We start from the raw sequence: 25598 nt of genomic DNA, 5'->3' as shown, positions 1-25598 counted from the left end.
AAAACCCATATTCCTCTGTAGGAGCTGCCGGAGGCTGCGATCTTTTGATCTTGTTTTTTAAAGTCAAAAGATCGCAGCCTGCGGCAGCTCCTACACGGATTGTGTATGGTGGTTCTGGCTTATTGGACTGGATGGAGCAACATGCACAACCCTCGATTACCGATCACGCTCGCCGCATTGCTGGTGCTCGCCGGTTGCGCAGGGCAACGCAGTACCGAGCCGGTACCTCGTGCGCCTGCTGAAGTGAAGGCCGAGATCGTGCGGCTGATGCCGGCCAAGACTGCTGACCGGCAAGGCTGGGCCACCGATATCTACGCCGCGTTTGCCGCGCAGAGCATCAGCCCGACCACGCAAAACCTGTGCTCGGTGCTGGCCGTTGCCGAACAGGAATCCACCTTCCAGGCCGACCCCACCGTGCCCGGCCTGGGCAAGATCGCCCGCGACGAAATCGACCGTCGCGCCGCGAAAGTGCATATCCCCAGCCTGTTGGTCAGCGGCGCATTGCAAGTGCGTTCAACCAACGGCAAGACCTACAGCGAACGCCTGAATGCGGCGCGCAGTGAAAAAGAACTCAGTGGTATTTTCGACGACTTCATCGGCCGGGTGCCGATGGGCCGCACGCTGTTCGGCGGCTTCAACCCGGTGCACACCGGCGGGCCGATGCAGGTCAGCATCGAATTTGCCGAACAGCACGCGAAAGATTATCCGTACCCGGTGGACGGCACGATCCGCCGTGAGGTGTTCAGTCGCCGTGGTGGCATGTATTTCGGTATCGCGCATCTGCTCGGTTATCCGGTGAGTTATCGCGAGCCGCTGTATCGGTTTGCTGATTTCAATGCCGGTTGGTACGCGAGCCGCAATGCTGCGTTTCAGAATGCCGTGAGTCGCGCCTCGGGCATTCCGCTGGCGCTGGATGGCGATCTGATCCGCTACGACTCGATCATGCCCGGCGGCACGGAACTGGCGGTGCGCACCCTCGGCAAGTCATTGGGCATGCGCAACCCGACCATTCGCGATCAACTGGAGAAGGGCAAAACCCTGGAGTTCGAAGAGACCAAGCTCTATCAGCGGGTGTTCGAACTGGCAGAGCAAGCGGAGGGGAAGAAGCTGCCGCGTGCGGTGTTGCCGGGGATCGTGCTGCAGAGTCCGAAGATCACTCGCAAACTCACCACAGCGTGGTTCGCCAAGCGTGTGGACGAGCGCTACAAACGCTGCATGGCCAAGGCGGGATAAAACACACAGACATAAAAAACCCGGCTGAGGGAGCCGGGTTTCTCTGGGGTGTTGCGCTTACAGCCAATCATCAGGCAACGCGACGTTCGATCAGACGATCCGAGCCACCTTCGGCAACGCGACGTTCGATCAGACGATCCGAACCACCTTCGGCAACGCGACGTTCGATCAGACGATCCGAACCACCTTCAGCAACGCGACGTTCCAGCAGACGATCCGAACCACCTTCAGCCACGCGACGTTCGATCAGACGATCCGAACCACCTTCAGCAACGCGACGTTCGATCAGACGATCCGAACCACCTTCAGCAACGCGACGTTCGATCAGACGATCCGAACCACCTTCAGCAACGCGACGTTCGAGCAGACGATCCGAGCCACCTTCAGCCACACGGCTTTCGATCAGTTTGTCCGAGCCGCCTTCGGCGATCATGGTGTGGGCCGGGGTAGCGGCGAAAGCGTTGATAGCGAAGACCGAGAAAGCGATACCGAGAAGAGTCTGGCGTTTCATGATGGTGTGCTCCGGGGTGTTGTTGGTTGGTATGGAGCAGATGTTACGCCCGGGATTTTTTATGAGAACTTCATTGCCGTGATGGTGAACATCGATGCCGATGATGGTAGCCAGGAGCCGCAGAGCAGAGCCTTACAGCACCTTCACAGCGCGCCCGATCGCCTGAATCGGCCCGGTCGGTTTGCCAATCGGCGAGCCATTGGCGCCCTCAAGTGTCAGCTCGAACAGCTGATTGGGTTGCAGCGGCGGCAACTTGTCCAGCGGCACCGATAAAGCCTCGCCTGGCTTGACCAGCCCCAGCGACACCGGCCCCTGCCAGCCGTCAGCCTTGGTCCAGAATTCCAGCGCCTTGTCCGCCGGTACTTCGACCACACCGAGCGGAATCAACTGAATCTCCCGCGAATTGCTCGCCTGAATCACCCAGCCCGGGGCCTTGTCCTGCGGCGCGACCAGCACCACCAGAAAGCTTGGTTTCGGCGTGGTCTGGGTCAGCAGGATCGAGCCCAAAATCAATGTGGCGGCCAGTCCAGCCGCACTCAGCCCGCGCCAGAGCGGCAGCAGATTCCACCATGAGGTCGACGGCGCTTTTAGCGTGAGCCGTTCGAGGCTGCGTTCGATCCGTGGCCACAACAGCGCCGAGGGTTGTTGCGCGGGCGCCAGATCGGTCAACTCCAGCAGACGCCGTTCCCAGGCATCCACCGCTGCACGCAATTCGGGCTCATTCGGCAAGCGCCGTTGCACCTCGATGCGCTGCTCGGCAGTCAATGTGCCGAGCACATATTCGCCAGCCAGTTCATCACGTTCCTGCGCCGATTCGCTGGTCATCCCATGCACTCCCGCAACGCATTGAGGCTGCGCTTGATCCACGCCTTGACCGTGCCCAGCGGCGTGTCGAGGCGCGCGGCAATTTGCGCGTGGCTGTAGCCGTCGACATAGGCATGCAGGATGCAGTGGCGGCGTTGTGGCTCGAGTTGTTCGAGGCAACGATGAATGCGTGCCGAATGCGCATGGGCATCGAATTCGTCAGCATCCCCGACTGTTTCGTGTTCAACGCCGAGCGACGTTTCACGACGGTGATCACGCAGCAGATTCAGCGCCAGATGCCGGGTCACGCTGAATATCCAGCCACGCGCCGAACCGCGCGCAGGGTCAAACCCTGCCGCACCGTTCCAGATCTTGATAAATGCTTCATGGACAACGTCCTCCGCCAGCGCCGTGTCGCGCACCAGGCGCTTGGCCACACCGAGCAGACGCGGGCCTTCCTGCACATACAAATCGCGCAGGGCCGACCGCTCGCCACGGGCACAGGCAGCGAGGCGGGCTTCGTAATCGAATGTGGATTCGGCTAAAGGCATGTCGTGCAATCTAGCTTACATTCCGCAAACATCCAGAACACATAATTCCCCTTGTAGGAGTGAGCCTGCTCGCGATAGCGGTGTGTCAGCAGCATATTCTTCACTGATACACCGCTATCGCGAGCAGGCTCACTCCTACAGGGGATTTGTGGTGTTCCGGAGATCAGTTCGCCGCCCAGAAAATGTAATCAGCCTGATACTTCACCACTTCCTGCTTGCCCTTGTTCGCCGCTGTGCATTCGCTGCCCGGCGCCACGCCGCCCTTGAGTGCGACGCGCTGGATGTAGCTCACGCCGCTCATAGCGCCTTTACCCTCGGCCGGATTGGCCTTGACCAGTTGATAGGGCAGGTTGCCCGGAGTCGACGGCGCGACGGCCAATTGTGTGCCGGTGACCTTCGAACCGTCCTTGGCCTGCCAGGTGGCCGGCGGGCCGAAGTAAGTGCCGACCTGTTTGCCGCTGCGATCATTGAGCACCGCTTTCGGGCCGACGAAGGTCCACTCGGTCTGTCCTGGAGTATTGGCTTTGTCACGGCATTCGTAGGTGATCTCGCCGACCCCGGTGGTCTCCATAGCGATCTTGTGGCCGTCCGGGACTTTGATCGCGTCGGGATAGCTGCTTTGGGCGAAGGTTGAGGCGCTGGCGGTGAGCAAACCGGTGAGGCAGATCAACTGGGTGATGTTCATCAGTATGTTTCTCCGAAAAGGGTAGATCGCTGGCAGCCGAAGAGGGCTGTTACAGGGACTACCCGTGGCGGAGGCGTTTGGATGCAGTGCCTATGAAAAATATTTCAATGACCCACCCCAATCCCTTGTAGGAGTGAGCCTGCTCGCGATGGCGGTGGGTCAGTCAAAACTTATGTCACTGGAATACCGCTATCGCGAGCAGGCTCACTCCTACAGGGTTTTGTGTCGGGCTTGAGGCGGGAGGCGTTCAGGAGTTCCTGGGTGTATGGGTGTTTGGGCGCGGCAAAGATTTCCCGCGACGAACCCTGTTCAACCACCTTGCCATCCTTGATCACCATCAAGTCATGCGCCAACGCATGCACCACCGCCAGATCATGGCTGATAAACAAATAGGTCAGCCCATGTTTGATTTGTAGTTGCCGCAACAACTCCACCACCTGCTTCTGCACTGTGCGATCCAGCGCCGAAGTCGGCTCATCGAGCAGAATCAGCGCCGGTTCCAGCACCAGTGCGCGGGCGATGGAAATGCGTTGGCGCTGGCCACCGGAAAACTCGTGGGGATAACGATGCCGGCTCTGCGGGTCGAGGCCGACTTCCTCCAGCACCCGGATCACCGCCACCTCACGCTCAGCCTCGGTGCCGATACCGTGAGTCAGTAAACCTTCGGCAATGATCTGTTGCACTGACATCCGAGGGCTGAGGCTGCCGAACGGATCCTGGAACACCACTTGAATCTGCCGCCGCAACGGGCGCATCAAGCGCTGATTGAGCAGGCTCAGTTGCTTGTTGCCAAAACGGATATTGCCCTCAGACTCGACCAACCGCAGGATCGCCTGACCCAGCGTCGATTTACCCGAACCCGACTCGCCAACAATCCCCAAAGTCTTGCCCCGTTGCAGGGTGAAACTCACGCCGTCCACCGCTTTGATGTAATCCTGCTGGCGACTGAACAACGCGTTGGGCAACGGGAACCACACCTTTAAATCATCGACTTCAAGCAGGTTGTGATCGTACTCACTGGGCACCGGCGCGCCGCTGGGTTCCGCTTCGATCAACAAACGACTGTAAGGATGCTGCGGCGTCCGAAACAACGCTTCGCAATCGGCCTCCTCGACGATCTCGCCCTGACGCATCACGCACACCCGTTGCGCGATACGTCGCACCAGATTGAGGTCATGGCTGATCAGCAACAGCGACATGCCAAGGCGTTGCTGCAACTCGATCAGCAGCTCAAGAATCTTCTGCTGAACCGTCACATCCAGCGCCGTGGTCGGCTCATCGGCGATCAACAGTTCCGGCTCGTTGGCCAGCGCCATGGCGATCATCACCCGTTGCCGCTGACCGCCGGAGAGCTGATGCGGATAGGCTTTCAAACGCTGCAAAGGTTGGCGAATGCCGACCAGTTCCAGCAGCTCCAATGTCCGTTCGCGTGCGGCGCGGCCCTTCAGACCTTTGTGAATCTCCAGCACTTCGCTGACCTGCTTTTCCACCGTGTGCAACGGATTGAGCGAGGTCATCGGCTCCTGAAAAATCATCGCAATGCGGTTGCCACGCAAGCCGCGCATTTGCTGTTCGCTGGCGTGCAGCAAGTCGACGCCGTTGTAGCGGATCGTGCCGCTGCTGCTGACGTTCTTGCCCGGCAACAAACGCAGAATCGAATGCGCCGTCACCGACTTGCCCGAGCCGGATTCACCGACCAGTGCCAGACATTCGCCACGGCGAATATCGAGGTTCAAACCGTGCACCACTTCCTGCCCGGCGAAGGCCACGCGCAGATCGCGAATTTCAATCAGGTTGTCGTTCATCTCAGCTCCTTGGATCAAACGCATCACGGCAAGCCTCACCGATGAAAACCAACAAAGACAAAATCAGCGCCAAGGCGAAAAACGCCGTCAGCCCCAGCCACGGCGCTTGCAGATTGCGCTTGGCCTGACCGATCAGTTCGCCCAGCGATGCGGTGCCTGCGGGCATGCCGAAACCAAGAAAATCCAGCGCAGTCAGGGTGGCGATGGCGCCGGTGAGAATGAACGGCAGGTAGGTGAGGGTGGAGGTCATCGCGTTGGGCAGGATGTGCCGACACATCAGCTCGTTGTCGGTCAGGCCCAGCGCCCGCGCGGCTTTGACGTATTCCAGATTGCGCCCACGGAGAAACTCGGCGCGCACCACATCGACCAGCGCCAGCCAGGAAAACAGCGCCATGATCCCCAACAACCACCAGAAACTCGGCGAGACAAACCCGGACAGAATGATCAGCAGGTACAGCACCGGCAGCCCCGACCAGATCTCCAGCACCCGTTGCCCGAGCAGGTCGACCCAACCGCCGTAATAACCCTGCAACGCCCCGGCAACGATGCCGATAAACGCACTGATGCCGGTGAGGATCAGCGCGAACAGAATCGAAATTCGCGTGCCGAAAATCACCCGCGCCAGCACATCGCGCGCCTGATCATCGGTGCCCAGCCAATTGCTCGATGACGGCGGACTCGGCGCCGGTTCGCTGAGGTCGTAATTGACTGTGTCGTAGCTGAACGGGATCGGCGGAAACAGCATCCAGCCGCCCTGATCCTCGATCAATTTGTGTACGTAATTGCTGGCGTAATCCGGCTGAAACGGCAGCTCGCCGCCGAAATCGGTTTCCAGGTAATCGCTGAGGATCGGGAAGTAGAAAGCGTCGTGATAACGGATCACCAGCGGCTTGTCGTTGGCGATCAACTCACCGCCAAGGCAAATCAGGCACAGACCGATAAACAGCCACAACGACCAGCGCCCACGCCGATTGGCCTTGAACTGCGCCACACGGCGCTGACCGAGAGGAGAAAGATTGAACATCAGGCAGTCCTCGCCGAGAAGTCGATGCGCGGGTCGAGCAGGGTGTAGCAGAGGTCGCCGATCAGCTTGATCAACAGGCCGAAGAGGGTGAACAGAAACAGCGCGCCGAATACCACCGGATAGTCGCGCGACACCGCCGCTTCGTAGCTCATGCGCCCCAAACCATCGAGGTTGAAGATGGTTTCGATCAGCAGGGAACCGGCAAAAAACACCTCGATCAGCGCCGACGGCACACCGGCCACCACCAACAACATGGCGTTGCGAAACACGTGGCCGTAGAGCACGCGCCTCTCGGTCAGACCCTTGGCCCGGGCGGTGATCACGTACTGGCGGCTGATCTCGTTGAGGAAGCTGTTTTTGGTCAGGATCGTTAGCGTGGCAAAGCCGCCGATCACCAGCGCCGTCACCGGCAACACCAGGTGCCAGAGGTAGTCGCCGACCTTGCCCAGCGTGCTCAGGCTGTCGAAGTTATCCGACACCAGCCCCTGCACCGGAAACCAGTTAACGTAGCTGCCACCGGCAAACACCACGATCAACAGAATCGCGAAGAGGAACGCTGGCATCGCGTAGCCGATGATGATCGCCGTGCTGCTCCAGACATCAAACGCACTGCCGTTCTTGATCGCTTTGCGAATGCCCAGCGGGATCGAAATCAGGTAGGTGATCAACGTCGCCCACAAACCCAGCGACAGCGACACCGGCAACTTCTGCACAATCAGATCGGTGACCTTGGCGCCGCGAAAGAAACTGCTGCCCAGATCCAGCTGCGCGTAGTTTTTCAGCATCAGCCACAGGCGTTCGTGCAGCGGTTTGTCGAAGCCGTAATGGTGTTTGATTTCCTCGATCAGCGCTGGGTCGAGGCCACGGCTGCTACGGCCTGCGCCACCAATCGCGGCCACCTCGCCACCGCCACCCATGCTGGGCCCGCCGAAGCCTTGCAGGCGCGCGATGGCTTGCTCCACCGGCCCACCCGGCGCGGCCTGCACGATGAGGAAATTGACCACCAGAATGCACAGCAGCGTCGGGATGATCAGCAGCAAACGTCGACTCAGATAACGCAGCATGTCACTGGCCCCCCGCGAGCTGAGTGTGCATCTGCTGGGTGGTCAACGCCTTGGCCGATACCTCCCACCAGGTGTTGAGGCCTTCGTCGTAGGCCGGTTGCACCGGCGGCATGCCGAAGCGGTTCTGATACACCGTCGGCGTGCCTTTGGAGTAATAGTTGGGAATCATGTAGTAACCCCATTGCAGCACCCGGTCGAGGGCTCGGGCGTAATGCACCATGGCTTCGCGGCTGTTGGCCTGGACCAGCCCGTCGATCAGTTGATCCACCGCCGGATTGGCCAGCACCATCGAGTTGGAGCTGCCGACTTGCGTGGCACTTTGCGAGGCGTACAGGCTGTACAACTCGCGGCCAGGGGAGACGATCGGATCGCCGCTGCGCGGGAAACTGGTGACGATCATGTCGTAGTCGCGGGCGTTGAGACGGTTGACGTATTGCGCCGAATCGATCCGCCGCAGATTGAGGGTGATGCCGATCTGCGCGAGGGTGCGTTTGAACGGCAACAGCATGCGGTCGAAACCGCCTTGGCCGTCGAGAAAAGTGAAATCCAGCGGCTCACCGGCAGCGTTGACCAGACGATTGTGTTGCGGCGTCCAGCCGGCTTCGGCGAGCAGCTTCAGTGCTTGTAGTTGCTTGTCGCGGATGTAGCCGCTGCCATCGGTTTTCGGTGCCTGATAAACCTCGGTGAAGACCTCGTTGGGAATCTGCCCACGCAAAGGTTCGAGGATCTTCAATTCCTCGGCGTCGGGCAGCGCGGTGGCGGCCATTTCGCTCTTTGGCCAGAAGCTGTTCTGACGCACGTAGAAGCCGCGCATCATCTGTTTGTTGGTCCACTCGAAATCCCACAGCAGGCTGATCGCCTGACGCACGCGGCGATCCTGGAAGATCGGGTTCTGCAGGTTGAACACGAAGCCCTGAGCGGCGGTGGGTTTGTCCGGGGCGAGGATCGACTGTTGCAAGCGACCGTCGCGCAACGCTGGGCTGTCGTAACCGACCACGTAACCGGACGAGGAAAATTCGCGGTTGTAGTCGAACGCACCGGCCTGCAGCAGTTGCCGGGCGACGTCGGTGTCACCGTAGAAATTCACCGTGAGCGTGTCGAAGTTGTACATCCCGCGACTGACCGGCAGGTCCTTGCCCCACCAGTCCGGATCGCGCTGGAAACTGATGCTGCGCCCGGCGTCGACTTTGCTCACCCGGTACGGGCCGCTGCCCAGCGGCGGCTCGAAACCGCCGCCATTGGCGAAGTCGCGGGTTTTCCACCAGTGCTCGGGGACGATGCGCATCGTCGCCAAGTCCAGCGCGAGGGTGCGGTTGAGGTTGTTCTTGAAGGTGAAGCGCACCTGCCGTGGGCCTTCGATTTGCACGTCCTGCACGTCGGCGTATTGCTGGCGATAACTCAGGCTGCCCTTGCTCATCAGCAGGTTGAAGGTGTAGCGCACGTCTTCGGCGGTGATCGGCGTGCCGTCAGCGAAACGTGCTTTTGGATTGAGGGTGAAACGCACCCAGAGTCCATCGGGATCGCGCTCGATCTGTTGCGCGACCAACGCGTAAACGGTGTACGGCTCGTCGAGCGAGCGGAACGCCAGCGGCGAATACACCCAGTCGTTGACCTGCACCACGGAAATACCCTGATCGGCATACGGACTGATGTAGTTGTACTGACCGATCTCCATCGACGCGCGACTGAGCGAACCGCCCTTGGGCGCCTTGGGATCGACGAAATCGAAATGCTCGAAGTTAGCCGGATACTTCGGTGCCTCGCCGTACACCGTCAGCGCATAACTGCCAGCGGCCAGCGCCGAGGTGCCGGTGCACAGCAGCGCACTGCCCAGAAGCAGGCCCGCCATGTTGCGCAAAAAACTCATGCAATCACTCCTCAATTCCTGAATGCACACAGATCAAAACTGTAGGAGTGAGCCTGCTCGCGATGAGGCCAAGTCAGACCCTGCAAGGTTGACTGAAAAAACGCTATCGCGAGCAGGCTCACTCCTACAGGAGTTGCGGTGCTCTTGGTTAGAAGTGGTAAGTCATGCGCGCAAACAAGGTACGCCCCAGCGGATCGGTATAGCGCGGGTCATAGCCGCTCTGGAAGTTATAAGCCTGGTTGGAAAACGGCGGGTTGCGGTCGAACACGTTCTTCATCCCGGCATCGACGTCCAGCACCTTGTTGAAGGTATAGCCGGCCGACAGGTCCCACACCGAATACGACGCCACGCGTGCGTGGGTGTCGCGGTCGTAGTCGTTGTAACCGGTGGTGAAGCGGTTGGTCAGCGCCGCCCGCGCCGCGCCGAAGGTCCAGCTGCCGGTGAGGTTGTGCTTCCAGCGCGCGATCACGCCGTCACCCTGAAAGTCGCCGACCTTGTCGGTGAATGGGCCTTTGATGGTGCTCTGGAAGTCGTACTCGTCAACGTAAGTGCCTTGCAGGCCCAGACCGAACTGACCGTAAGGCGTGTTCGGGAAGCGATAGTCGAGCGACACGTCGACACCGTTGGTTTCGACGATGCCGAGGTTGGCGTTGCCGGTGACGATGTAGTTGAGCGTGCCATCGGCATTGCGCACGAAGCGGTCCGGGTAGGAACCGGCCTGATCAAACACGGTGGACTCCGGGAACGGCTGGATCTGGTTGGAGATGTGAATCCACCAGAAATCCAGACCTACTGACAGGTTGTTGATCGGCTGATAGACGAAGCCGAGGGTCACGTTGCGTGCCTTCTCCGGGGCCAGGTCTTCGTTGCCGCCAATCTGGTTGAGGAACTGCTGACCGCAATCGCGGCCGCCGTTGCCGCCCGGTTGCACCACACCGCCGGTACATAGCACCGGGTCGTTGTAGTAGCCCTGAGTGAAGGTGATGCTGCGCGGCGAATACAGCTCGTACAGCGACGGCGCACGGAAACCTTCGCTATAGGCGCCACGTACCACCAGCTCTTTCAATGGCTGATAACGGAACGAATATTTCGGGTTGGTGGTGCTGCCGAAGTCGCTGTATTTGTCGTGACGCACGGCGGCGGACAGTTCGAGGCTGTCGAGCACCGGCACGTTGATTTCTGCGTAGGCGGCTTTCACGCTGCGGTCGCCTTCGACGCTGCCGGCCGGGTCGATGCCGAGGCTCTGGATGTCGCCGGCGAACGACTCGAAGTCCTGATGGAATTTCTCCTTGCGGTACTCGCCACCCAGCGCCAGACCGGACGGGCCGGCACCGAACCAGTCGCCGATTTCACGACTGATACGACCATCGAAACCGGCTACACGGCCCACAGCAGTCGAATAGGCGCCGTGATATGCCGCGTTGTCGATGTACTGCTGACCAGCGGCCGACTGCGGGCCGAACGGGTTGAGCAAACCGCTGGCCAGACCGTCGATCATTGCCTGATCGCTGACATAGCCACTGGTGACGCTGGAGACGATTTTGTTCTGGTTGTACGAGGCGCCGACGTTGTAATCCCAACCGCCGACCAGACCATCGAAACTGAGCAGGAAGCGCTGGCTGGTATTCTGGTCTTTCGATTCACGCGGGCCGGCAGCGGTTTCGCGCCAGTTCACATCGACCGGTTGCGTCGGGTCGAGGGCGAAATCGGTCGGCGCCGGGGTGATGCCGTTGCCGGGGTAGTAGGGTGACGAGGAATCGAGACTCAGCCCGGTCAGCGGCGCAGGGCCGACGGCGACGGCGTTGTTGTTGCGCGACCAGAAGTATTCGAGGTTGACGTTGTGATCGTCGCCGAGCTTGCCGGTGGTTTTGCCAAAGAACGAAGTCTTCTCGGTTTGCGGCACCAGGTCGATGTATTCGCGGGTGCTGAAACGGCACAAGCCATCGCGGGCGATCAGGTTGGGGCCGTTGCAATTGCTGTTGGCCAACGGGTTGGTGGCGTTGCCGTTCTGGCTGTAGTTACCGGGGAACGCGGTGCCGGAGGTCTGATCGAGGCCGCGACCGGGGGCGTAGTCGGTGGCGAACGAGCGGTCGTTGGCGTCGAGGTTCTGCTGCTTGTTGTAGTTGAACACGCCGAGCACGTTGAAGCGGTCCTCCTCCAGATCGCCGTAGCCCCAACTGGCACTCATGTCTTTGGTTGCACCGCCACCGCTGTGGGTCGGGGTTTCGCCGCCGAGGGTCAACTGGCCGTCGGTCAGGGATTTCTTGGTGATGAAGTTGATCACGCCGCCGATGGCGTCGGTGCCGTACAGGGCCGAGGCGCCGTCGCGCAGCACTTCGACGCGCTCGATGGCGGCAAACGGGATCATGTTCAGATCCACCGCGCCGCCGGCGGAGTTGGTCCCCGACAAGGCGTTGTTGGCCAGACGTCGACCGTTGAGCAGCACCAGCGTCTTGTTCGCGCCGATGCCGCGCATGTCAGCGAACGAGGCGCCGCCAGTCGCCGCGCCGACCGAGCCTGCGCTGTTGTTGATCGACTGGCTGCCAGTGATGCGCTGCACCAGTTCGGCGGTGGTGGTCACGCCTTGTTTGCGCAGCTCATCGGCCTTGAGAATGGTGATCGGCACCGCCGTTTCCGCATCGACCCGGCGAATCGCCGAACCCGTCACTTCCACCCGTTGCAGTTGCGTGGTCGGCGCAACCACCGCCGCAGCCGCCGGGACGCCGGTGTTGTCGTCCTCGGCCGCCTGCACATTCCCGGCGCCCATCCCCATGGCCACCAGATACAACGGAACAAAACGGTGACGAGAAATCGTTGCCACCAAAGGTTTGAGCGTGAAGCGTGGAGTGTTCATCAGCATGGTTATTTCCGACTTTTTAGACGTTATCGAATTGGCCTTGTGAGCCCCTCATTGCTCCGCTATCGGTGATACCGCGTGCGGAAAACCACTTTCTTCAAGCAAGCCGATCCCCTCCGAAGACGCATGGCGTTTTTTCGGTCGGCTGATTGCGACGGGAGTCAGCGAGCGGTGCCGGGTGCGTCTCTCAAGGCGCGCCCGGCACCGCACTCAGTGGGTGGTCATCACCGATATTTTGGTGATGCCCGAGCGTTCGATCGACGCCATGGCCTTGGCCACCTGGCCATAATTGACGGCGGAGTCGGCCTGCAACTGCACGCGGACTTCGGCGTCCTTGGCCTTGACCTCCTTGAGGCTGGCTTCGAGGGACTCCGGGGCCAGCTCGGTTTTCGCCAGATAGAACTTGCCGTCCTGATCGACGCTGACCACCACCGGATCCTTCTTTTCGGCGGGAGCGACGGCGTCGGTTTTCGGCAGGTTGACCTTGATCGCGTTGGTCATCAGCGGTGCGGTGACGATGAACACCACCAGCAGCACGAGCATCACGTCGACCAGCGGCGTGACGTTCATTTCGCTGAGCACTTCATCGCTGTCCTGAGTAGAAAAAGACATCAGCTGGCCTCCCGCACGGCGGCTGTGGTTTTGCTGGCGATCGCCTGACGGCTGATGGAAAACGCACTGCGCGAGGCGAGGGCGTCGAAGTCGTGGGCGAAGTCATCCATGTCTGCCGAAGCGAGTTTCAGGCGGCGCAGGAAGAAGTTGTAAATCAGCACCGCCGGCACCGCGACGGCGATGCCGACACCGGTGGCGATCAGCGCGTGGCCGATCGGCCCGGCGACCGCTTCAAGGCTGGCCGAACCGGTTTCGCCGATGCTTTTCAGCGCTTCCATGATTCCCCACACGGTGCCGAACAGGCCAATGAACGGCGCGGTGCTGCCGATACTGGCGAGGATTGCCTGGCCGTTTTCCAGCGAGCGGCGTTCCTTCTGGATCTGTTGGCGCAGGTTGCGCTCGAGGCGATCCGAACGGTTGATGGTGTGCGCCAATTGCTGCGTGGTGCGCGGCGAATCTTCCACCAGCAGCGCCTCGAAACCGCTGCTGGCGATGCGCGCCAGCGAACCCGGATATTGACTGGCGTGCTCGGCGGCGGTGAGCAGATCCGGCGCGCCCCAGAAGGCTTTTGTGAATTGTTTGTTCTGCGCTTTCTGCCGCAGGTACTGCGCCGACTTGACCAGCAGGATCGCCCAGCTGACCACGGAAAACAGCACCAGACCCCAGAGCACGCCGGGGACAATCATCGAAGACAAATCGTTCATGGTGACACCTCGCTTGCGTTATTCGGTTGTGCGTTGATTGAGCGTTCGGTTATTGCGGCAATTTGAAATCGATGGTCTGCGTGGCGAAGCCGTCGATCGGCGTGTCACCGCGTTTGGCCGGAATGAATTTCCAGTTCTTCACCGCAGCGACGGCGGCGTCATCCAGTTGCGGCTTGCCGCTGGACTTGGTCACCGTCACCGAGCCGGCGCGACCGTTGGCCAGCACCTGAATGCGCAGCACCACGCTGCCTTCCCAGTTGCGCCGCAGCGCCAGCGACGGGTATTCCGGCGGCGGATTGCCAAGGCTGGCGAGACCGGAAATCGCTGCCGACTCCTTGACCGGACCCGGCGCGGCGGCAGGAGCCGGTGGCGCGCTCGGGGTGGCCGGGGCAGCAGGCGCGGCGGGTTGTGCCGGAGCGGGTGGAGCTTTCGGCTGCTCGACCTTTTTCACCGGTTTCGGCTTCTCGACCGGTTTCGGTTTTTCGATCGGCTTGGGTTTCTCCACCGGTTTTGGCGGTGGCTTGACCGCGTCCTCGTCTTCCACCGGTTGTTCAGGCTCCGGCGGTGGTGGCGGAGGAGGCGGAGGCGGCGGTTCTGGGGTGGGTGGTGCCGGTGGCGTCGGGCTGGTCAGCTCGACGGTCATTTCCGGAATCTGCGGTGGCGTTGGCAATGGCTCTGTTTTGGATTGCTGGAGAAACCACCAAGCGCCGCCATGTATCAGCGCCGACACAGCCACCAGCAACACCATCTGCTGTTTGTTCAGCCCGCCAGGTTGCGACGTATTGGCTTTAAACGCCGGCCTGCCCGGTGGCGGCGGAATTGGCGCTTCCCGCAACGGCCCCGGCAGGGTTCTGTGCTTTACCGCATCGTTCATTAAAGCTCCCTCGGGTTGATGAAGGGCAATAAGGTGCCGTCCGAACATCCAGGAGATGTTCGAGTGGGTGGGTGCAACTTTCTTCAAGGTGAGCAGAAGCCGATAGTTGAACTATCCGGTAACAAGGCTTTTGCAAACTTACTGGCTTAGCGCCATCGACTTCGAGTGTTCATTAGCCATTCCCTGGTTGTTCTTCTATTGCTTAAGACAACGTTCGGTGTCTCATGCTTGTTACACATAGCAACCGCTGTGCCATATGTTGCTGAAATGTAGAGTGCGTATTTCATGAGTGTTACCCATGTCGCATTTATATAAGTTTTACCCTTGTCGTGGTTTTTCCATGGCGCGCAGATTGCCGTTACTCCAGTCGAGGGAGCTTTTTCACAGGCGAGTCAGGCTGTGCGCCACATCACGCTGATCGGCGGGATAGAGCGGCGGCTTGGCTTGCGGCCAGGGCACTTGCTGGTGCGCGGCGGACTGAATTGGTGCGGGTCAATGTTTTAGCGGCTCACGGGGCATGTTCCTTGTTGTTGGTTAAATTAAATCAGTGTTTGAAGTACTGAATAGTTCAAACCCGTGGAGCAGTTTTGGTGCACTTGCAATGGCGTTGAAAGTTATTGTTCGACAATCCTGCTATCGCTCAATGCGTACTGCGTTTGCGTAGTAAATGTCCGAGTCTTATTTAAAAAATAAATAGCACGATGCCGTCGGCCAATAACTCATTGCCGAACGCAGTGCGCTGTCTAGGTGTCAGGTAATAAAGTAAGTGTGAAGGCAGCCGGGACTGTTCGGATGAACTCGGCGGCGAACGGATAAATGCAAAGAGGCTGTGATGCGGCAGAGCGTTTGAAGATTCACGCGGTGAACTCCTGTTGCCAGCTCGGATACGCGAACTTTTGGTTCGGTATCGCACCTTACAAGAACGCGGATAACGTTCGATGATTGCTCTTGGTGCGGGATGGGCACCGCAAGCGCTGTTTTGCGAGGTTTGAATTCGCAAGTCGCGAGTGCATGGGAAAACCGTGCCAAAACCGATACACAGGCAGATTTTTTCTACACCCACGCTACAGCCATCTACCCTGTGGCAATGGTCTTTTCGGGGGGATTGGATATGTACCAGCTCTACGGGCACAGGAATTCAGGCGCAGCCGCCATCGAAGCGGCGCTGGAGCTGTGCCAGATCGCTTACCGTTTCATCGATATCGAAGCCAGCAGCGAAGCCGCCGAGGCGCTGGCCCAGCTCAATCCACTCAAGCAGATACCGACCTTGCAACTGCCCGACGGCAGCGCCATCACCGAAAGCGCGGCAATCCTGATTCATCTGGGCCTGACGTTTCCCAAGTCCGGCCTGCTGCCAGCCAAGGCGAATGATCGTGATCAGGCGATTCGCGGTCTGGTCTACATCGTCAGCAACTGTTACGCGGCGATCGGCGTCATCGATTATCCGGAGCGCTGGCTGCTGATGCCCGATGACGCCTCGCGGCAGAATCTGGTCGCCGGCGCGCGTGAGCGTTTGCACTGGAATTGGGAGGTGTTTGCCGACCAGTTTTCCGCCGAGTTGTATCTGGATGACGAAACGCCGGGGGCGCTGGATGTGCTGGCGGCGGTGGTGACGCGCTGGGCGGGCAGCCGCGAGCATTTGCGCCAGACGCGGCCGGGGTTTTATGCGTGGTTGCAACGGATTGACCGGCATCCGGTGCTGGCACCGGTGTTTGCCCGGCACTGGCCGTCCTGAACACACCACAGATTCAAATGTAGGAGTGAGCCTGCTCGCGATAGCGGTTTGTCAGCCACCTTGTTTTTAGCTGACAGAACGCCATCGCGAGCAGGCTCACTCCTACAGGGGGGCGGTGGTGTCTTTGGGATTTATTCCCCGCGAATGTACTGCTCCAGCTGTTTGATCAGCTCCGCCTGTTCGGCAATCGCTTCCTTGACCAGGTCACCGATCGACAGCAAGCCGATCAGCTTGCCGTTCTCCACCACCGGCAAGTGCCGCAGGCGTTTGTCGGACATGATGCCCAGGCAGGTGTCGACGGTTTGATGAGTGTCCACGGTGATCACGTTCGCCACCATGATGTCGCGCACCGGTGTGCCCACGGATGAGCGGCCATGCAGCACTAGTTTGCGCGCGTAGTCGCGTTCGCTGATGATGCCGACCACTTTATCGTCTTCGACCACCAGCAAGGCGCCGACGTTTTTCTCGGCCATCTTCATCAGCGCTTCGAGCACCATGTGATCAGGTTTGATCTGGTGCACTTCCTGATTTTTCTGATCTTTGAGCTTGAGCAGTTGGGCGACGGTCTTCATGGCGGTTACTCAGGTGTTGTCGTTGTTCTCCAAGCATCGTAGACGCAAGCGCGCAGGGCAAGGTGGCAAAGCGGCAGATAACACGCAAAAAACGTCATTCGCCGGTTTTTTCCGTGGTTGGCGCCGATTTATCGTCAGGGTCATCCCGGGCAATGCCGCGTAGAATGCCTCTCTGATTCAATTCCTGAGGTTGCAGTGGTGGATTTACCGCAGGGCTTCGTCCTGACCCGACATTGGCGCGATACCCCGGCCGGCACCGAAGTCGAGTTCTGGCTGGCGACCGACGCCGGGCCGCGCCGTGTGCGCCTGCCGCATCAGCCGTCGGTGGCGTTTATCCCCGCCGAGCAGCGCGCAGCGGCCGAATGCCTGCTGCACGACGAAAAGAACGTCGAACTGCGCCCGCTGGCCCTGCAGGATTTCGAGCATCGCCCGGTGCTCGGTCTGTATTGTCAGCAACACGGCCAATTGATGCGCCTGGAAACCGCGCTCAACCGCAACAGTGTCGACGTCTTCGAAGCCGACGTGCGCCCGCCGGAGCGCTACCTGATGGAGCGCTTTATCACCGCGCCGGTGCGGTTCAGTGGCACGCCCGATGCCGACGGCGTATTGCTCAACGCCCAGCTCAAACCTGACCCCGATTATCGACCGAAACTACGGCTGGTTTCGCTGGACATCGAAACCACCGAAACCGGCGAGCTGTACTCCATCGCCCTCGAAGGCTGCGGCGAGCGTCAGGTGTACATGCTCGGTGCGCCGAACGGCGACGCCAGCATCGTCGACTTCGACCTCGAATACTGCGACTCACGCACGGTCATTCTGAAGAAGCTCAACGACTGGTTTGCCCGGCACGACCCCGACGCGATCATCGGCTGGAACGTCGTGCAGTTCGATCTGCGCATCCTCCACGAACACGCGCGGCGCCTCGGCGTGCCGCTGAAGATCGGCCGTGGCGGCGAGGAGATGCAATGGCGCGAACACGGCAGCCGCAATCACTACTTCGCCTCGGCGGCGGGGCGGCTGATCATCGATGGCATCGAATCCCTGCGTTCGGCGACCTGGAGTTTCCCCTCGTTCAGTCTGGAAAACGTCGCCCAGACCCTGCTCGGCGAAGGCAAAGCCATCGACAACCCGTACCAGCGCATGGACGAAATCAACCGCATGTTCGCCGAGGACAAACCGGCGCTGGCCAAGTACAACCTCAAGGACTGCGAACTGGTCACGCGGATCTTCGCCAAGACCCAATTGCTGACCTTCCTGCTGGAGCGCGCCAGCGTCACCGGATTGCCGGCGGACAGAAGCGGCGGCTCGGTCGCCGCGTTCACACATTTGTACATGCCGTTGATGCATCGCCAGGGTTTTGTTGCGCCGAACCTCGGCACCAATCCGCCACAGGCCAGTCCCGGCGGTTTCGTCATGGACTCGCAGCCGGGCCTGTATGAGTCGGTGCTGGTGCTCGATTACAAGAGTCTGTATCCGTCGATCATCCGCACCTTTCTGATCGACCCGGTCGGCCTGATCGAAGGTTTGCAGCACCCTGATGACGCTGACTCGGTGCCGGGCTTCCGTGGCGCGCGGTTCTCGCGCACTCGCCATTGTTTGCCGTCGATTGTCTCGCGCGTTGCCGAGGGTCGTGAGACCGCCAAGCGCGAACACAACGCACCTTTGTCGCAAGCGCTGAAAATCATCATGAACGCCTTCTACGGCGTGCTCGGTTCCAGTGGTTGCCGCTTTTTCGATACGCGGCTGGCGTCATCGATCACCCTGCGCGGTCACGAGATCATGCTGCGCACGCGCAAGCTGATCGAAGAGCAGGGCCACGCGGTGATCTACGGCGACACCGACTCGACCTTCGTGTGGCTGCGTCGTCCGCACGGGCAGGAAGAAGCGGCGGCCATTGGTCATGCGTTGGTCCAACACGTCAACGATTGGTGGCGCGCGCATGTGCGTGATGAATATGGCCTGGAGAGCGCCCTCGAACTGCAGTTCGAAATTCACTACAAACGCTTTCTGATGCCGACCATTCGCGGCGCGGAGGAGGGCAGCAAGAAACGTTATGCCGGGCTCGTCACCCGTGCCGATGGCAGCGATGAAATGGTCTACAAAGGCCTGGAAACCGTACGCACCGATTGGTCGCTGTTGGCCCGGCAATTCCAGCAGGAACTCTACGAACGGATTTTCCAGCGCAAGCCTTATCAGGATTATGTGCGCGACTACGTGCGCAAAACCCTCGCCGGTGAATTCGATGATCGCCTGGTCTACCGCAAACGCCTGCGCCGCACCCTTGACGACTACGAACGCAATGTCCCGCCGCACGTGCGCGCGGCGCGGTTGGCCGACGACTACAACGCGCAACACGGGCGGCCACGGCAATACCAGAACGGTGGCTGGATCAGCTATGTCATCACCCTGGCCGGCCCGGAACCGCTGGAAGTGCGCCGTGCGGCCATCGACTACGACCACTACATCACCCGGCAACTGCAACCCGTCGCGGATGCGATTCTGCCGTTTGTCGACGACGATTTCTCAACCCTGATCGGTGGGCAACTGGGCCTGTTTTGAGTCGAGCAACTGCAGTGTCCATTCATCGAGAATACCGTGGAAGTAGCGTTCCAACGCCTGATTGAACACGCTGTCTTCCGCGCAAAACTGAGCGAACAGCGTCATCGAGGAATGAAATTTCAGGTCATCGGGATGGCCGAAAATCTCCGCGATCGAGCGCTGTTGCACCTTCAGCACTAACTGCGTGCAGGTACGCAGGCGCGCGCCGAGCAGCTCGTGGGCCAGATAGGCCCGGGCTTCCTCGGCTGAACCGATGGCGAAGCGCCGGGACATTTCGCTGCCGCCCAGACCGGCTAATTGCGGGAAGACAAACCACATCCAGTGGCTGCGTTTGCGGCCCTCATCGAGTTCGCGTTGCACGCGTTCGAACACCGGGTCCTGGGCCTGGACAAAACGTTGCAGGTTGAACGGGTCGTACTGATCAGTGCTTCTCATCGCGAAGCCCTCGCCAGCCGCTGGCTCAAACCATGGCCAGCCGCTGCTTGCGTTGTGGCGCTTGAAACGCCTGGTCCAGCGCCGCCAGATCCCCGGCCTCCAGTTGCAGTTGCGGGGCTTGTGCATTGAGTTGCACGTGCTCCGGTCGCACAGCCTTGGGAATCGCAATCACACCATCCTGACGCAGAATCCACGCCAGCGAAACCTGCGCGGGGGTTACACCGTGACGAGCGGCAATGTCTTTCAATACAGGCTCGGCGAGCATGGCACCGCCTTGGCCGATTGGACAGTAGGCCATCAGCGGCATGCGTTGGTGTTGGCACCACGGCAGCAGATCGAATTCGATGCCGCGCTCTTCGAGGTTGTAGAGCACCTGATTGGTCGCGCAGGCTGAACTGGAGAGCTCTTCGAGATCGTCGACATCGAAATTCGACACACCCCAACGGCCGATCTTGCCGTCCTCGCGCAGGCGTTCGAAGGCCTCGACGGTTTCTTCCAGCGGATACTGGCCGCGCCAATGCAACAGATAGAGGTCGATGTAATCGGTGTCGAGCCGCCGCAGACTGCGCTCGCAGGCCTGCGGGATGCCTTTGCGGCTGGCGTTGTGCGGGTAGACCTTGCTCACCAGAAATACCTGATCGCGCAGGCCGGCAATGGCTTCGCCGACCACGGTTTCGGCACCGCCCTCGGCGTACATTTCGGCGCTGTCGATCAGGGTCATGCCCAGCTCTATCCCCGTGCGCAGCGCCGCCACTTCACGCTTGTGCGCCGAGCGATCTTCACCCATGCGCCAAGTGCCTTGGCCAATGATCGGAACCTGGACGCCGGCCAGTTCGAGGGTACGCATGCAAACCTCCTTGCTGAATGTGTCTATACCTTTTAGTGGGCAGCAGGATAGCTCAGGGGTTCAAAAAGCAAAGAGATCGCCGCGTGCCGCAGCTACAGGGGAACGATCAACTGTAGGAGCTGCGGCACGCTGCGATCTTTTGATCTTCGTTTTTACTTGGCGGAGAACTTCAACACCACGGCGTGGCTGTAAGTCTGCCCCGGATCAAGCCGAGTACTCGGGAAGTCCGGCTGATTCGGCGAATCCGGATAGTGCTGAGTCTCCAGGGTAAACGCGCCCCAATGCGGATACACCTTGCCACCCTTGCCCTTGACCGTGCCGTCGAGGAAGTTGCTGGTATAGAACTGCACACCCGGCTCCGTGGTGAACAACTGCAGCACACGACCGGACTGCGGGTCACTCACCTCAGTCGCTACTTTGCCGATATCGCCCTTGGTATCCAGCGCCCAGTTGAAATCAAACCCACCCTGTTTCGGCTCGGCGAATTTCAATTGCGGATGATCAGCCTTGATGTGCGTACCGATCGCGGTCGGTTTACTGAAGTCCATCGGCGTGCCGGCCACGGGCGCCAGTTCGCCGGTCGGGATCAGTTTGGCGGTGACCGGGGTGTAATGGCTGGCGTGCAGGGTGGCGACCTGTTTGAGGATGTCGCCATTGCCGGCGCCGGCGAGGTTGAAGTAGCTGTGGTTGGTCAGGTTGAGCACGGTCGGTTTGTCGGTGCTGGCCTTGTAGTCGATGCGCAGTTCGTTGTTGTCGGTGAGGCGATAGGTCACCTCAGTGGTGAGGTTGCCGGGGAAGCCCATTTCACCGTCGGCCGAGAGATAGGTCAGGGTCACCCCGACTGAATCCTTGTCCTTGGTTTCCTGGGCTTTCCAGACTTTCTTGTCGAAGCCCAGCGTGCCGCCGTGCAGCGCGTTGGTCTTGTCGTTCTGCGGCACTTGATAGCGCTTGCCGTCGAGTTCGAACGCGCCTTCGGCGAGGCGATTGCCGAAGCGGCCGATGGTCGCGCCGAAATAGGCGGTGCCTTTCTGGTAGCCCTGCACATCATCGAAGCCGAGCACGACGTCGTCGAACTTGCCGTGCTTGTCCGCGACTTTCAACGATTGCAGGGTCGCGCCGTAGGTGATGACGGTGGCTTGCATGCCGTGGCTGTTGCGCAGGATGTATTGCTCGACGGGCGTGCCGTCATTGGTTTTGCCGAAGGCTTTGTGTTCGGCGCTGAGGCCGGCCGCGTTCGCGGAGAGGGTGGCGATCATCAGGGACAGTCCGAGGCCGGAGAGCAGGTGACGGGATTGAAGCATGGTTGACCTTCCTTTTTGTTGTTGTTTTCAAATTGCTGCTGATGCTGTGTAGGAGCTGCCGAAGGCTCGGGCCGCGTTCGGACGATCTGTTGATCTTGGCTCTAAAAACAAAGTCAAAAGATCGCAGCCTGCGGCAGCTCCTACAGAATAACTAGTCATGCTATTTGTATGCGCAGTGAAGATTTATAGTCGATTAATCGTTTATTTCAACAATAAAGACAGACTAATTGGTTGGGCAGGCATTGCCGAAGGTCGGCTGGTCGTGCGCACCACTGCACTTTTTCGCAATCAGCGGCTCTATCCATGGCCAGGATGCGGTGACTCCCGCCGCACAGGAATGTGCCTGTTCGAGATTTATGCCGAGAGTTTTTGCCCTGATCACTGCTTTTTTCCGCCGCCCGTGCCTGTTGCTGGCGTGTTTGTCGTCGCTGCTGTTCAGCGGTTGCAGCCACCAGGACGGCAACGGCTTCTTCAATCAGATGCGTGAAGGGAAGCCGCAGGAGTTCCTGCAGACCAGCGTCGACCGCATGGCCACGCTGGCGATGCGCGACAACCTCAGCAGCCTCTATCGCTTGCAAGCCAAGCTGTACCTGCGCAACCCGGACGAGCTGCGCAAGTCAGGCTTTCTCAACATCCATGCGGCCGTGAAACAGGTACGCCAGGCCATTGAGCAGCAACAACCGCTGCCGGTGCTTGGCGGGCGCAAGGATCTGGCCGCGCTCAGCTATGCGATGAGCCCGGAGTTTCTCGGTGACCGCGTCGGCGCGTTCATCTATGCCATCGGCAGCATGCTGGTCACCGCCCATGGCAATCGCACCGAGTTCTATATGACGGACGCGATCAACCCGACGTTCGTTCACAACGCCGCACGCAATATCGAAAAAGCCACGTGGATCTTGTCCCAGCGACAGAACAAGGAAGGTCAGCCGCTGCTGTTTTCCAATGAGATCTCGGAGGAGGGCAGCAACCTGAGCTTCGCCACCGAGTTCGGCAAAATCGTTGCGCGACTGGACCTGATCACGCAGATGCTTGATGAGCGTTACCGGCGGATCGGCCTTAACTACGCGCAGAGTTTGCTGTTCCTGAATTTCTTGCCGGTGCAATAACCACCGCGATGGTCTGCAAACACCTTTCCCCTGTAGGAGCTGTCGAAGGCTGCGATCTTTTGATCTCGCTGTTTATAAGGTCAAAAGATCGCAGCCTTCGGCAGCTCCACAGGGATTTGGTGTTGTGTCAGTCCTTACGGTGTGGGTGGCGTGGCACGGGGATAAGTTGTATACAATCATCCGCCATAGTTGAGTCAAAAGGAGCAGCCCCCGTCATGACCGACCCCGCCAGCGCCGATTTCAGCCGCGTCGACCGCACCGTCCGCGCGGACAAACTGCCCTATGCCGCGTTGCTGGCGTTTGCCATGACCGGGTTCATCGCCATCCTCACCGAAACCCTGCCCGCCGGGCTGCTGCCGCAAATAGGTGCCGGCCTCAATGTCAGCGAAGTGCTCGCCGGGCAATTGGTGACGCTGTATGCATTGGGTTCGATTGTCGCGGCGATTCCGCTGACCGTCGCCACGCGTGGCTGGCCTCGGCGCCGGGTTTTATTGATGACGGTCGGCGGGTTTCTGCTGTTCAACACCGTCACCACGTTCTCCAGCCATTACGGCCTGACCCTGGTCTCGCGCTTCCTCGCCGGGATGGCGGCGGGGTTGTCGTGGGGGATCATGGCCGGTTATGCGCGCGGCATCGTGCCGGTGCATCAACAGGGGCGGGCGCTGGCGATTGCCATGCTCGGTACGCCGGTGGCGCTGTCACTGGGCACGCCGGCAGGGACGTGGCTGGGCAATCTGATCGGCTGGCGTGCGTCGTTCGGGATCATGTCGGCGCTGGCTCTGGTGCTGGCGGCGTGGATTTTCATTGCGGTGCCGGATCGTCCGGGGCAAACCAGCGAGGAGCGTCTGCCGCTGCTTGAATCGCTGCGCCTGCCGGGGGTGCGGCCGGTGTTATTTGTTGTGCTGACGTGGATGCTCGGACACAACATTCTCTACACCTACATCGCACCGTTTCTGATGCAGGCCGGGCTGGCTGACCGGGTCGATCTGGTGCTGCTGGTGTTTGGCCTGTGTTCGCTGGTGGGAATCTGGATTATTGGCATGCTGGTGGATCGCTGGTTGCGCTGGCTGACGTTGATCAGCCTTGCGGTGTTTGCGTTGACCGCACTGGTGTTGGCGTTGGCAGCGCCGTCGCCGCTGGTCATTTACGCCTGCATGGCGGTGTGGGGCTTGTCGTTTGGCGGCTCGGCAACCTTATTGCTCACCTCTGCGGCCGACTCTGCTGGCGATCACGTTGACGTGGTGCAGGCGATGCTCACCACTTCGTGGAACGTGGCGATCGCCGGGGGTGGGTTGTTTGGTGGCTTGTTGCTCGATCGGGCCGGGGCGATGTCGTTCCCGTGGGCGCTGCTGATTCTGTCGCTGATTGCCCTGGCCACGGTGTGGATCAACAAAAACCACAGCTTCAAGCCAGGCCGGCGAGTGCATTGATCTAAGGCTCACCAAAAATCCCCTGTAGGAGTGAGCCTGCTCGCGATAGCGGTCTATCAGTGACGAACTCAGTGACTGAAACACCGCTATCGCGAGCAGGCTCACTCCTACAGTAAAGCGGTGGTGAGTTCGATATGGCATAACGATAGACCGCATCGATATATGTGGTTATAAGAAAAATCGCTATGCTGCGGGCCAGATTTTTCCTGTCGTTTTTCTGGACGGTTTAATGGAATTGGCAAATTTCGGCCTGGTGATTGCCGGGCTGGTGGTGGGTTTTATTGTCGGCATGACCGGTGTCGGCGGTGGTTCGTTGATGACGCCGATCCTGCTGTGGTTCGGCATCAACCCGGCAACGGCGGTGGGCACTGACCTGTTGTACGCCGCCATTACCAAATCCAGCGGCGTCCTCGTTCACCGCAAGAACAAAAACATCGACTGGGCCATCACCGGTTGGCTGACCCTCGGCAGCGTGCCGGCGGTGGCCATGACCTTGTGGTTCCTCAGCACCCTGCACACCGCGCCGGACGCGATGAACGCCATCATCAAACAGGCGCTGGGCTTCGTCCTGTTCGCCACGGCGCTGGCGATCTTCTTCAAGAAGCGCTTGCTCGAATTCGCCCACAAACGCGCCGGCGGCAATTACAACCCGAGTGGTTCACGGTTGAACATGATGACCGTCATCACCGGTCTGATCCTCGGCACCATGGTCGCCCTGACCTCGATCGGTGCGGGCGCCCTCGGTACTGTTGCGCTGTTTATCCTCTATCCGTTGCTGCCAACCCGCCGTCTGGTCGGCACCGAAATCGCTCACGCCGTGCCGCTGACCCTGGTCGCAGGTCTCGGTCACGCGAGCATGGGCAATATGGATTGGGGTGTGCTGGGCTTCTTGCTGGTCGGCTCGCTGCCAGGCATCTGGCTCGGCAGCCACCTTACCGGTCGTATCTCCGATGAAGTGCTGCGCCCGTGCCTGGCGACGATGCTGGTGCTGATCGGTTACAAACTGGCGTTCTGATCCGACT

General features: G+C 60.1%; 22 protein-coding genes. 6 read left to right on the top strand and 16 right to left on the bottom strand.

From position 1 onward, the window contains the following. Positions 1 to 141: 141 nt before the first annotated feature. Entirely contained in the window at positions 142 to 1233 is a 1092-nt protein-coding gene (locus PspR84_RS19070; protein ID WP_160058728.1) for a DUF1615 domain-containing protein, read from the top strand. Positions 1234 to 1303: 70 nt separating this feature from the next. Here the strand turns inward: PspR84_RS19070 and PspR84_RS19065 are convergent, their stop codons facing one another. From PspR84_RS19065 to PspR84_RS19010, 12 genes are all read right to left on the bottom strand, one after another. After that, on the bottom strand, positions 1304 to 1744 hold the full coding sequence (locus PspR84_RS19065) for a phage infection protein (RefSeq protein WP_160058727.1): 441 nt from the start codon (positions 1742 to 1744) through the stop codon (positions 1304 to 1306). A 132-nt stretch (positions 1745 to 1876) separates the two neighbouring features. Further along, positions 1877 to 2569 (bottom strand): anti-sigma factor, encoded by a 693-nt coding sequence (locus PspR84_RS19060; protein ID WP_160058726.1) that lies wholly within the window; start codon positions 2567 to 2569, stop codon positions 1877 to 1879. Beyond that, complete coding sequence (locus PspR84_RS19055) at positions 2566 to 3099, bottom strand: sigma-70 family RNA polymerase sigma factor (RefSeq protein WP_160058725.1); 534 nt, start codon at positions 3097 to 3099, stop codon at positions 2566 to 2568. The genes PspR84_RS19060 and PspR84_RS19055 overlap by 4 nt, the downstream gene beginning before the upstream one ends. A gap of 163 nt (positions 3100 to 3262) precedes the next feature. Beyond that, complete coding sequence (locus PspR84_RS19050) at positions 3263 to 3784, bottom strand: DUF3455 domain-containing protein (protein ID WP_160058724.1); 522 nt, start codon at positions 3782 to 3784, stop codon at positions 3263 to 3265. Positions 3785 to 3954: 170 nt separating this feature from the next. Continuing rightward, complete coding sequence (locus tag PspR84_RS19045) at positions 3955 to 5589, bottom strand: ABC transporter ATP-binding protein (protein WP_160058723.1); 1635 nt, start codon at positions 5587 to 5589, stop codon at positions 3955 to 3957. A gap of 1 nt (position 5590) precedes the next feature. Further along, entirely contained in the window at positions 5591 to 6613 is a 1023-nt protein-coding gene (locus PspR84_RS19040; protein WP_160058722.1) for an ABC transporter permease, read from the bottom strand. Beyond that, on the bottom strand, positions 6613 to 7677 hold the full coding sequence (yejB, locus tag PspR84_RS19035; RefSeq protein ID WP_160058721.1) for a microcin C ABC transporter permease YejB: 1065 nt from the start codon (positions 7675 to 7677) through the stop codon (positions 6613 to 6615). The genes PspR84_RS19040 and yejB overlap by 1 nt, the downstream gene beginning before the upstream one ends. A 1-nt stretch (position 7678) precedes the next feature. Then, entirely contained in the window at positions 7679 to 9544 is a 1866-nt protein-coding gene (locus tag PspR84_RS19030) for an extracellular solute-binding protein (RefSeq protein ID WP_160058720.1), read from the bottom strand. A 148-nt stretch (positions 9545 to 9692) separates the two neighbouring features. Then, entirely contained in the window at positions 9693 to 12404 is a 2712-nt protein-coding gene (locus PspR84_RS19025) for a TonB-dependent receptor (protein ID WP_174244464.1), read from the bottom strand. Between the two features lie 207 nt (positions 12405 to 12611). Beyond that, on the bottom strand, positions 12612 to 13013 hold the full coding sequence (locus PspR84_RS19020; protein WP_007918272.1) for a biopolymer transporter ExbD: 402 nt from the start codon (positions 13011 to 13013) through the stop codon (positions 12612 to 12614). Further along, positions 13013 to 13717 carry a MotA/TolQ/ExbB proton channel family protein gene (locus PspR84_RS19015; RefSeq protein ID WP_007918273.1) on the bottom strand — a complete coding sequence of 235 codons (705 nt, stop codon included), beginning with the start codon at positions 13715 to 13717 and terminating at the stop codon, positions 13013 to 13015. The genes PspR84_RS19020 and PspR84_RS19015 overlap by 1 nt, the downstream gene beginning before the upstream one ends. Before the next feature lie 49 nt (positions 13718 to 13766). After that, positions 13767 to 14591, bottom strand: a complete 825-nt coding sequence (locus PspR84_RS19010; RefSeq protein WP_160058719.1) for an energy transducer TonB — start codon at positions 14589 to 14591, stop codon at positions 13767 to 13769. A 1111-nt stretch (positions 14592 to 15702) separates the two neighbouring features. Here PspR84_RS19010 and PspR84_RS19005 point away from each other — a divergent pair. Further along, the gene (locus PspR84_RS19005; protein ID WP_160058718.1) at positions 15703 to 16326 is read left to right on the top strand and encodes a glutathione S-transferase N-terminal domain-containing protein; all 624 of its coding nucleotides are present in this window, start codon (positions 15703 to 15705) and stop codon (positions 16324 to 16326) included. Between the two features lie 131 nt (positions 16327 to 16457). Here the strand turns inward: PspR84_RS19005 and PspR84_RS19000 are convergent, their stop codons facing one another. Then, on the bottom strand, positions 16458 to 16898 hold the full coding sequence (locus tag PspR84_RS19000) for a CBS domain-containing protein (RefSeq protein WP_008084932.1): 441 nt from the start codon (positions 16896 to 16898) through the stop codon (positions 16458 to 16460). A gap of 198 nt (positions 16899 to 17096) precedes the next feature. Between PspR84_RS19000 and PspR84_RS18995 the strand changes: the two genes are divergently transcribed. Then, positions 17097 to 19457: a DNA polymerase II gene (locus PspR84_RS18995; protein ID WP_174244463.1), complete on the top strand. Its 2361-nt coding sequence runs from the start codon at positions 17097 to 17099 to the stop codon at positions 19455 to 19457. Here PspR84_RS18995 and PspR84_RS18990 read toward each other — a convergent pair. From PspR84_RS18990 to PspR84_RS18980, 3 genes are all read right to left on the bottom strand, one after another. Further along, positions 19422 to 19892, bottom strand: coding sequence for a DUF1810 domain-containing protein (locus PspR84_RS18990; RefSeq protein ID WP_160058716.1), 471 nt, complete (start codon positions 19890 to 19892; stop codon positions 19422 to 19424). The genes PspR84_RS18995 and PspR84_RS18990 overlap by 36 nt on opposite strands. 25 nt (positions 19893 to 19917) lie before the next feature. Further along, positions 19918 to 20739, bottom strand: coding sequence for an aldo/keto reductase (locus PspR84_RS18985; protein WP_160058715.1), 822 nt, complete (start codon positions 20737 to 20739; stop codon positions 19918 to 19920). A 152-nt stretch (positions 20740 to 20891) separates the two neighbouring features. Then, a complete protein-coding gene (locus PspR84_RS18980; RefSeq protein WP_160058714.1) occupies positions 20892 to 22040 on the bottom strand; it encodes an aldose epimerase family protein in 1149 nt (382 codons plus the stop codon). Between the two features lie 356 nt (positions 22041 to 22396). On the opposite strand from PspR84_RS18980, the gene PspR84_RS18975 reads away from it, so the two are divergent. The 3 genes from PspR84_RS18975 to PspR84_RS18965 all read left to right on the top strand — a co-directional run bounded on the left by PspR84_RS18975 (position 22397) and on the right by PspR84_RS18965 (position 25591). Then, positions 22397 to 23146, top strand: a complete 750-nt coding sequence (locus PspR84_RS18975; protein ID WP_160058713.1) for a hypothetical protein — start codon at positions 22397 to 22399, stop codon at positions 23144 to 23146. A 215-nt stretch (positions 23147 to 23361) separates the two neighbouring features. Continuing rightward, the gene (locus PspR84_RS18970) at positions 23362 to 24576 is read left to right on the top strand and encodes an MFS transporter (RefSeq protein ID WP_160058712.1); all 1215 of its coding nucleotides are present in this window, start codon (positions 23362 to 23364) and stop codon (positions 24574 to 24576) included. 229 nt (positions 24577 to 24805) lie between these two features. Further along, positions 24806 to 25591, top strand: coding sequence for a sulfite exporter TauE/SafE family protein (locus tag PspR84_RS18965; RefSeq protein ID WP_150652239.1), 786 nt, complete (start codon positions 24806 to 24808; stop codon positions 25589 to 25591). Positions 25592 to 25598: the final 7 nt, after the last annotated feature.

Origin of the sequence: Pseudomonas sp. R84 (genome assembly GCF_009834515.1) — a bacterium.
Classification (GTDB): Bacteria; Pseudomonadota; Gammaproteobacteria; order Pseudomonadales; family Pseudomonadaceae; genus Aquipseudomonas.
The sequence above is the reverse complement of the archived record's forward strand: the minus strand, read 5'-3'. Positions and strand labels throughout refer to the sequence as shown.

Bases quoted from the DNA above. Each gene is read 5' to 3' on its own strand.
- PspR84_RS19005 (WP_160058718.1), top strand. From the start codon at position 15,703: ATGTACCAGCTCTACGGGCACAGGAATTCAGGCGCAGCCGCCATCGAA.
- PspR84_RS18970 (WP_160058712.1), top strand. From the start codon at position 23,362: ATGACCGACCCCGCCAGCGCCGATTTCAGCCGCGTCGACCGCACCGTC.
- PspR84_RS19015 (WP_007918273.1), bottom strand. From the start codon at position 13,717: ATGAACGATTTGTCTTCGATGATTGTCCCCGGCGTGCTCTGGGGTCTG.
- PspR84_RS19055 (WP_160058725.1), bottom strand. From the start codon at position 3,099: ATGCCTTTAGCCGAATCCACATTCGATTACGAAGCCCGCCTCGCTGCC.
- PspR84_RS18985 (WP_160058715.1), bottom strand. From the start codon at position 20,739: ATGCGTACCCTCGAACTGGCCGGCGTCCAGGTTCCGATCATTGGCCAA.
- PspR84_RS18965 (WP_150652239.1), top strand. From the start codon at position 24,806: ATGGAATTGGCAAATTTCGGCCTGGTGATTGCCGGGCTGGTGGTGGGT.
- PspR84_RS19025 (WP_174244464.1), bottom strand. From the start codon at position 12,404: ATGCTGATGAACACTCCACGCTTCACGCTCAAACCTTTGGTGGCAACG.
- PspR84_RS19070 (WP_160058728.1), top strand. From the start codon at position 142: ATGCACAACCCTCGATTACCGATCACGCTCGCCGCATTGCTGGTGCTC.
- PspR84_RS19040 (WP_160058722.1), bottom strand. From the start codon at position 6,613: ATGTTCAATCTTTCTCCTCTCGGTCAGCGCCGTGTGGCGCAGTTCAAG.
- yejB (WP_160058721.1), bottom strand. From the start codon at position 7,677: ATGCTGCGTTATCTGAGTCGACGTTTGCTGCTGATCATCCCGACGCTG.
- PspR84_RS18990 (WP_160058716.1), bottom strand. From the start codon at position 19,892: ATGAGAAGCACTGATCAGTACGACCCGTTCAACCTGCAACGTTTTGTC.
- PspR84_RS19065 (WP_160058727.1), bottom strand. From the start codon at position 1,744: ATGAAACGCCAGACTCTTCTCGGTATCGCTTTCTCGGTCTTCGCTATC.
- PspR84_RS19020 (WP_007918272.1), bottom strand. From the start codon at position 13,013: ATGTCTTTTTCTACTCAGGACAGCGATGAAGTGCTCAGCGAAATGAAC.
- PspR84_RS19030 (WP_160058720.1), bottom strand. From the start codon at position 9,544: ATGAGTTTTTTGCGCAACATGGCGGGCCTGCTTCTGGGCAGTGCGCTG.
- PspR84_RS19050 (WP_160058724.1), bottom strand. From the start codon at position 3,784: ATGAACATCACCCAGTTGATCTGCCTCACCGGTTTGCTCACCGCCAGC.
- PspR84_RS18975 (WP_160058713.1), top strand. From the start codon at position 22,397: ATGCCGAGAGTTTTTGCCCTGATCACTGCTTTTTTCCGCCGCCCGTGC.
- PspR84_RS19060 (WP_160058726.1), bottom strand. From the start codon at position 2,569: ATGACCAGCGAATCGGCGCAGGAACGTGATGAACTGGCTGGCGAATAT.
- PspR84_RS19010 (WP_160058719.1), bottom strand. From the start codon at position 14,591: ATGAACGATGCGGTAAAGCACAGAACCCTGCCGGGGCCGTTGCGGGAA.
- PspR84_RS18980 (WP_160058714.1), bottom strand. From the start codon at position 22,040: ATGCTTCAATCCCGTCACCTGCTCTCCGGCCTCGGACTGTCCCTGATG.
- PspR84_RS19045 (WP_160058723.1), bottom strand. From the start codon at position 5,589: ATGAACGACAACCTGATTGAAATTCGCGATCTGCGCGTGGCCTTCGCC.
- PspR84_RS19000 (WP_008084932.1), bottom strand. From the start codon at position 16,898: ATGAAGACCGTCGCCCAACTGCTCAAGCTCAAAGATCAGAAAAATCAG.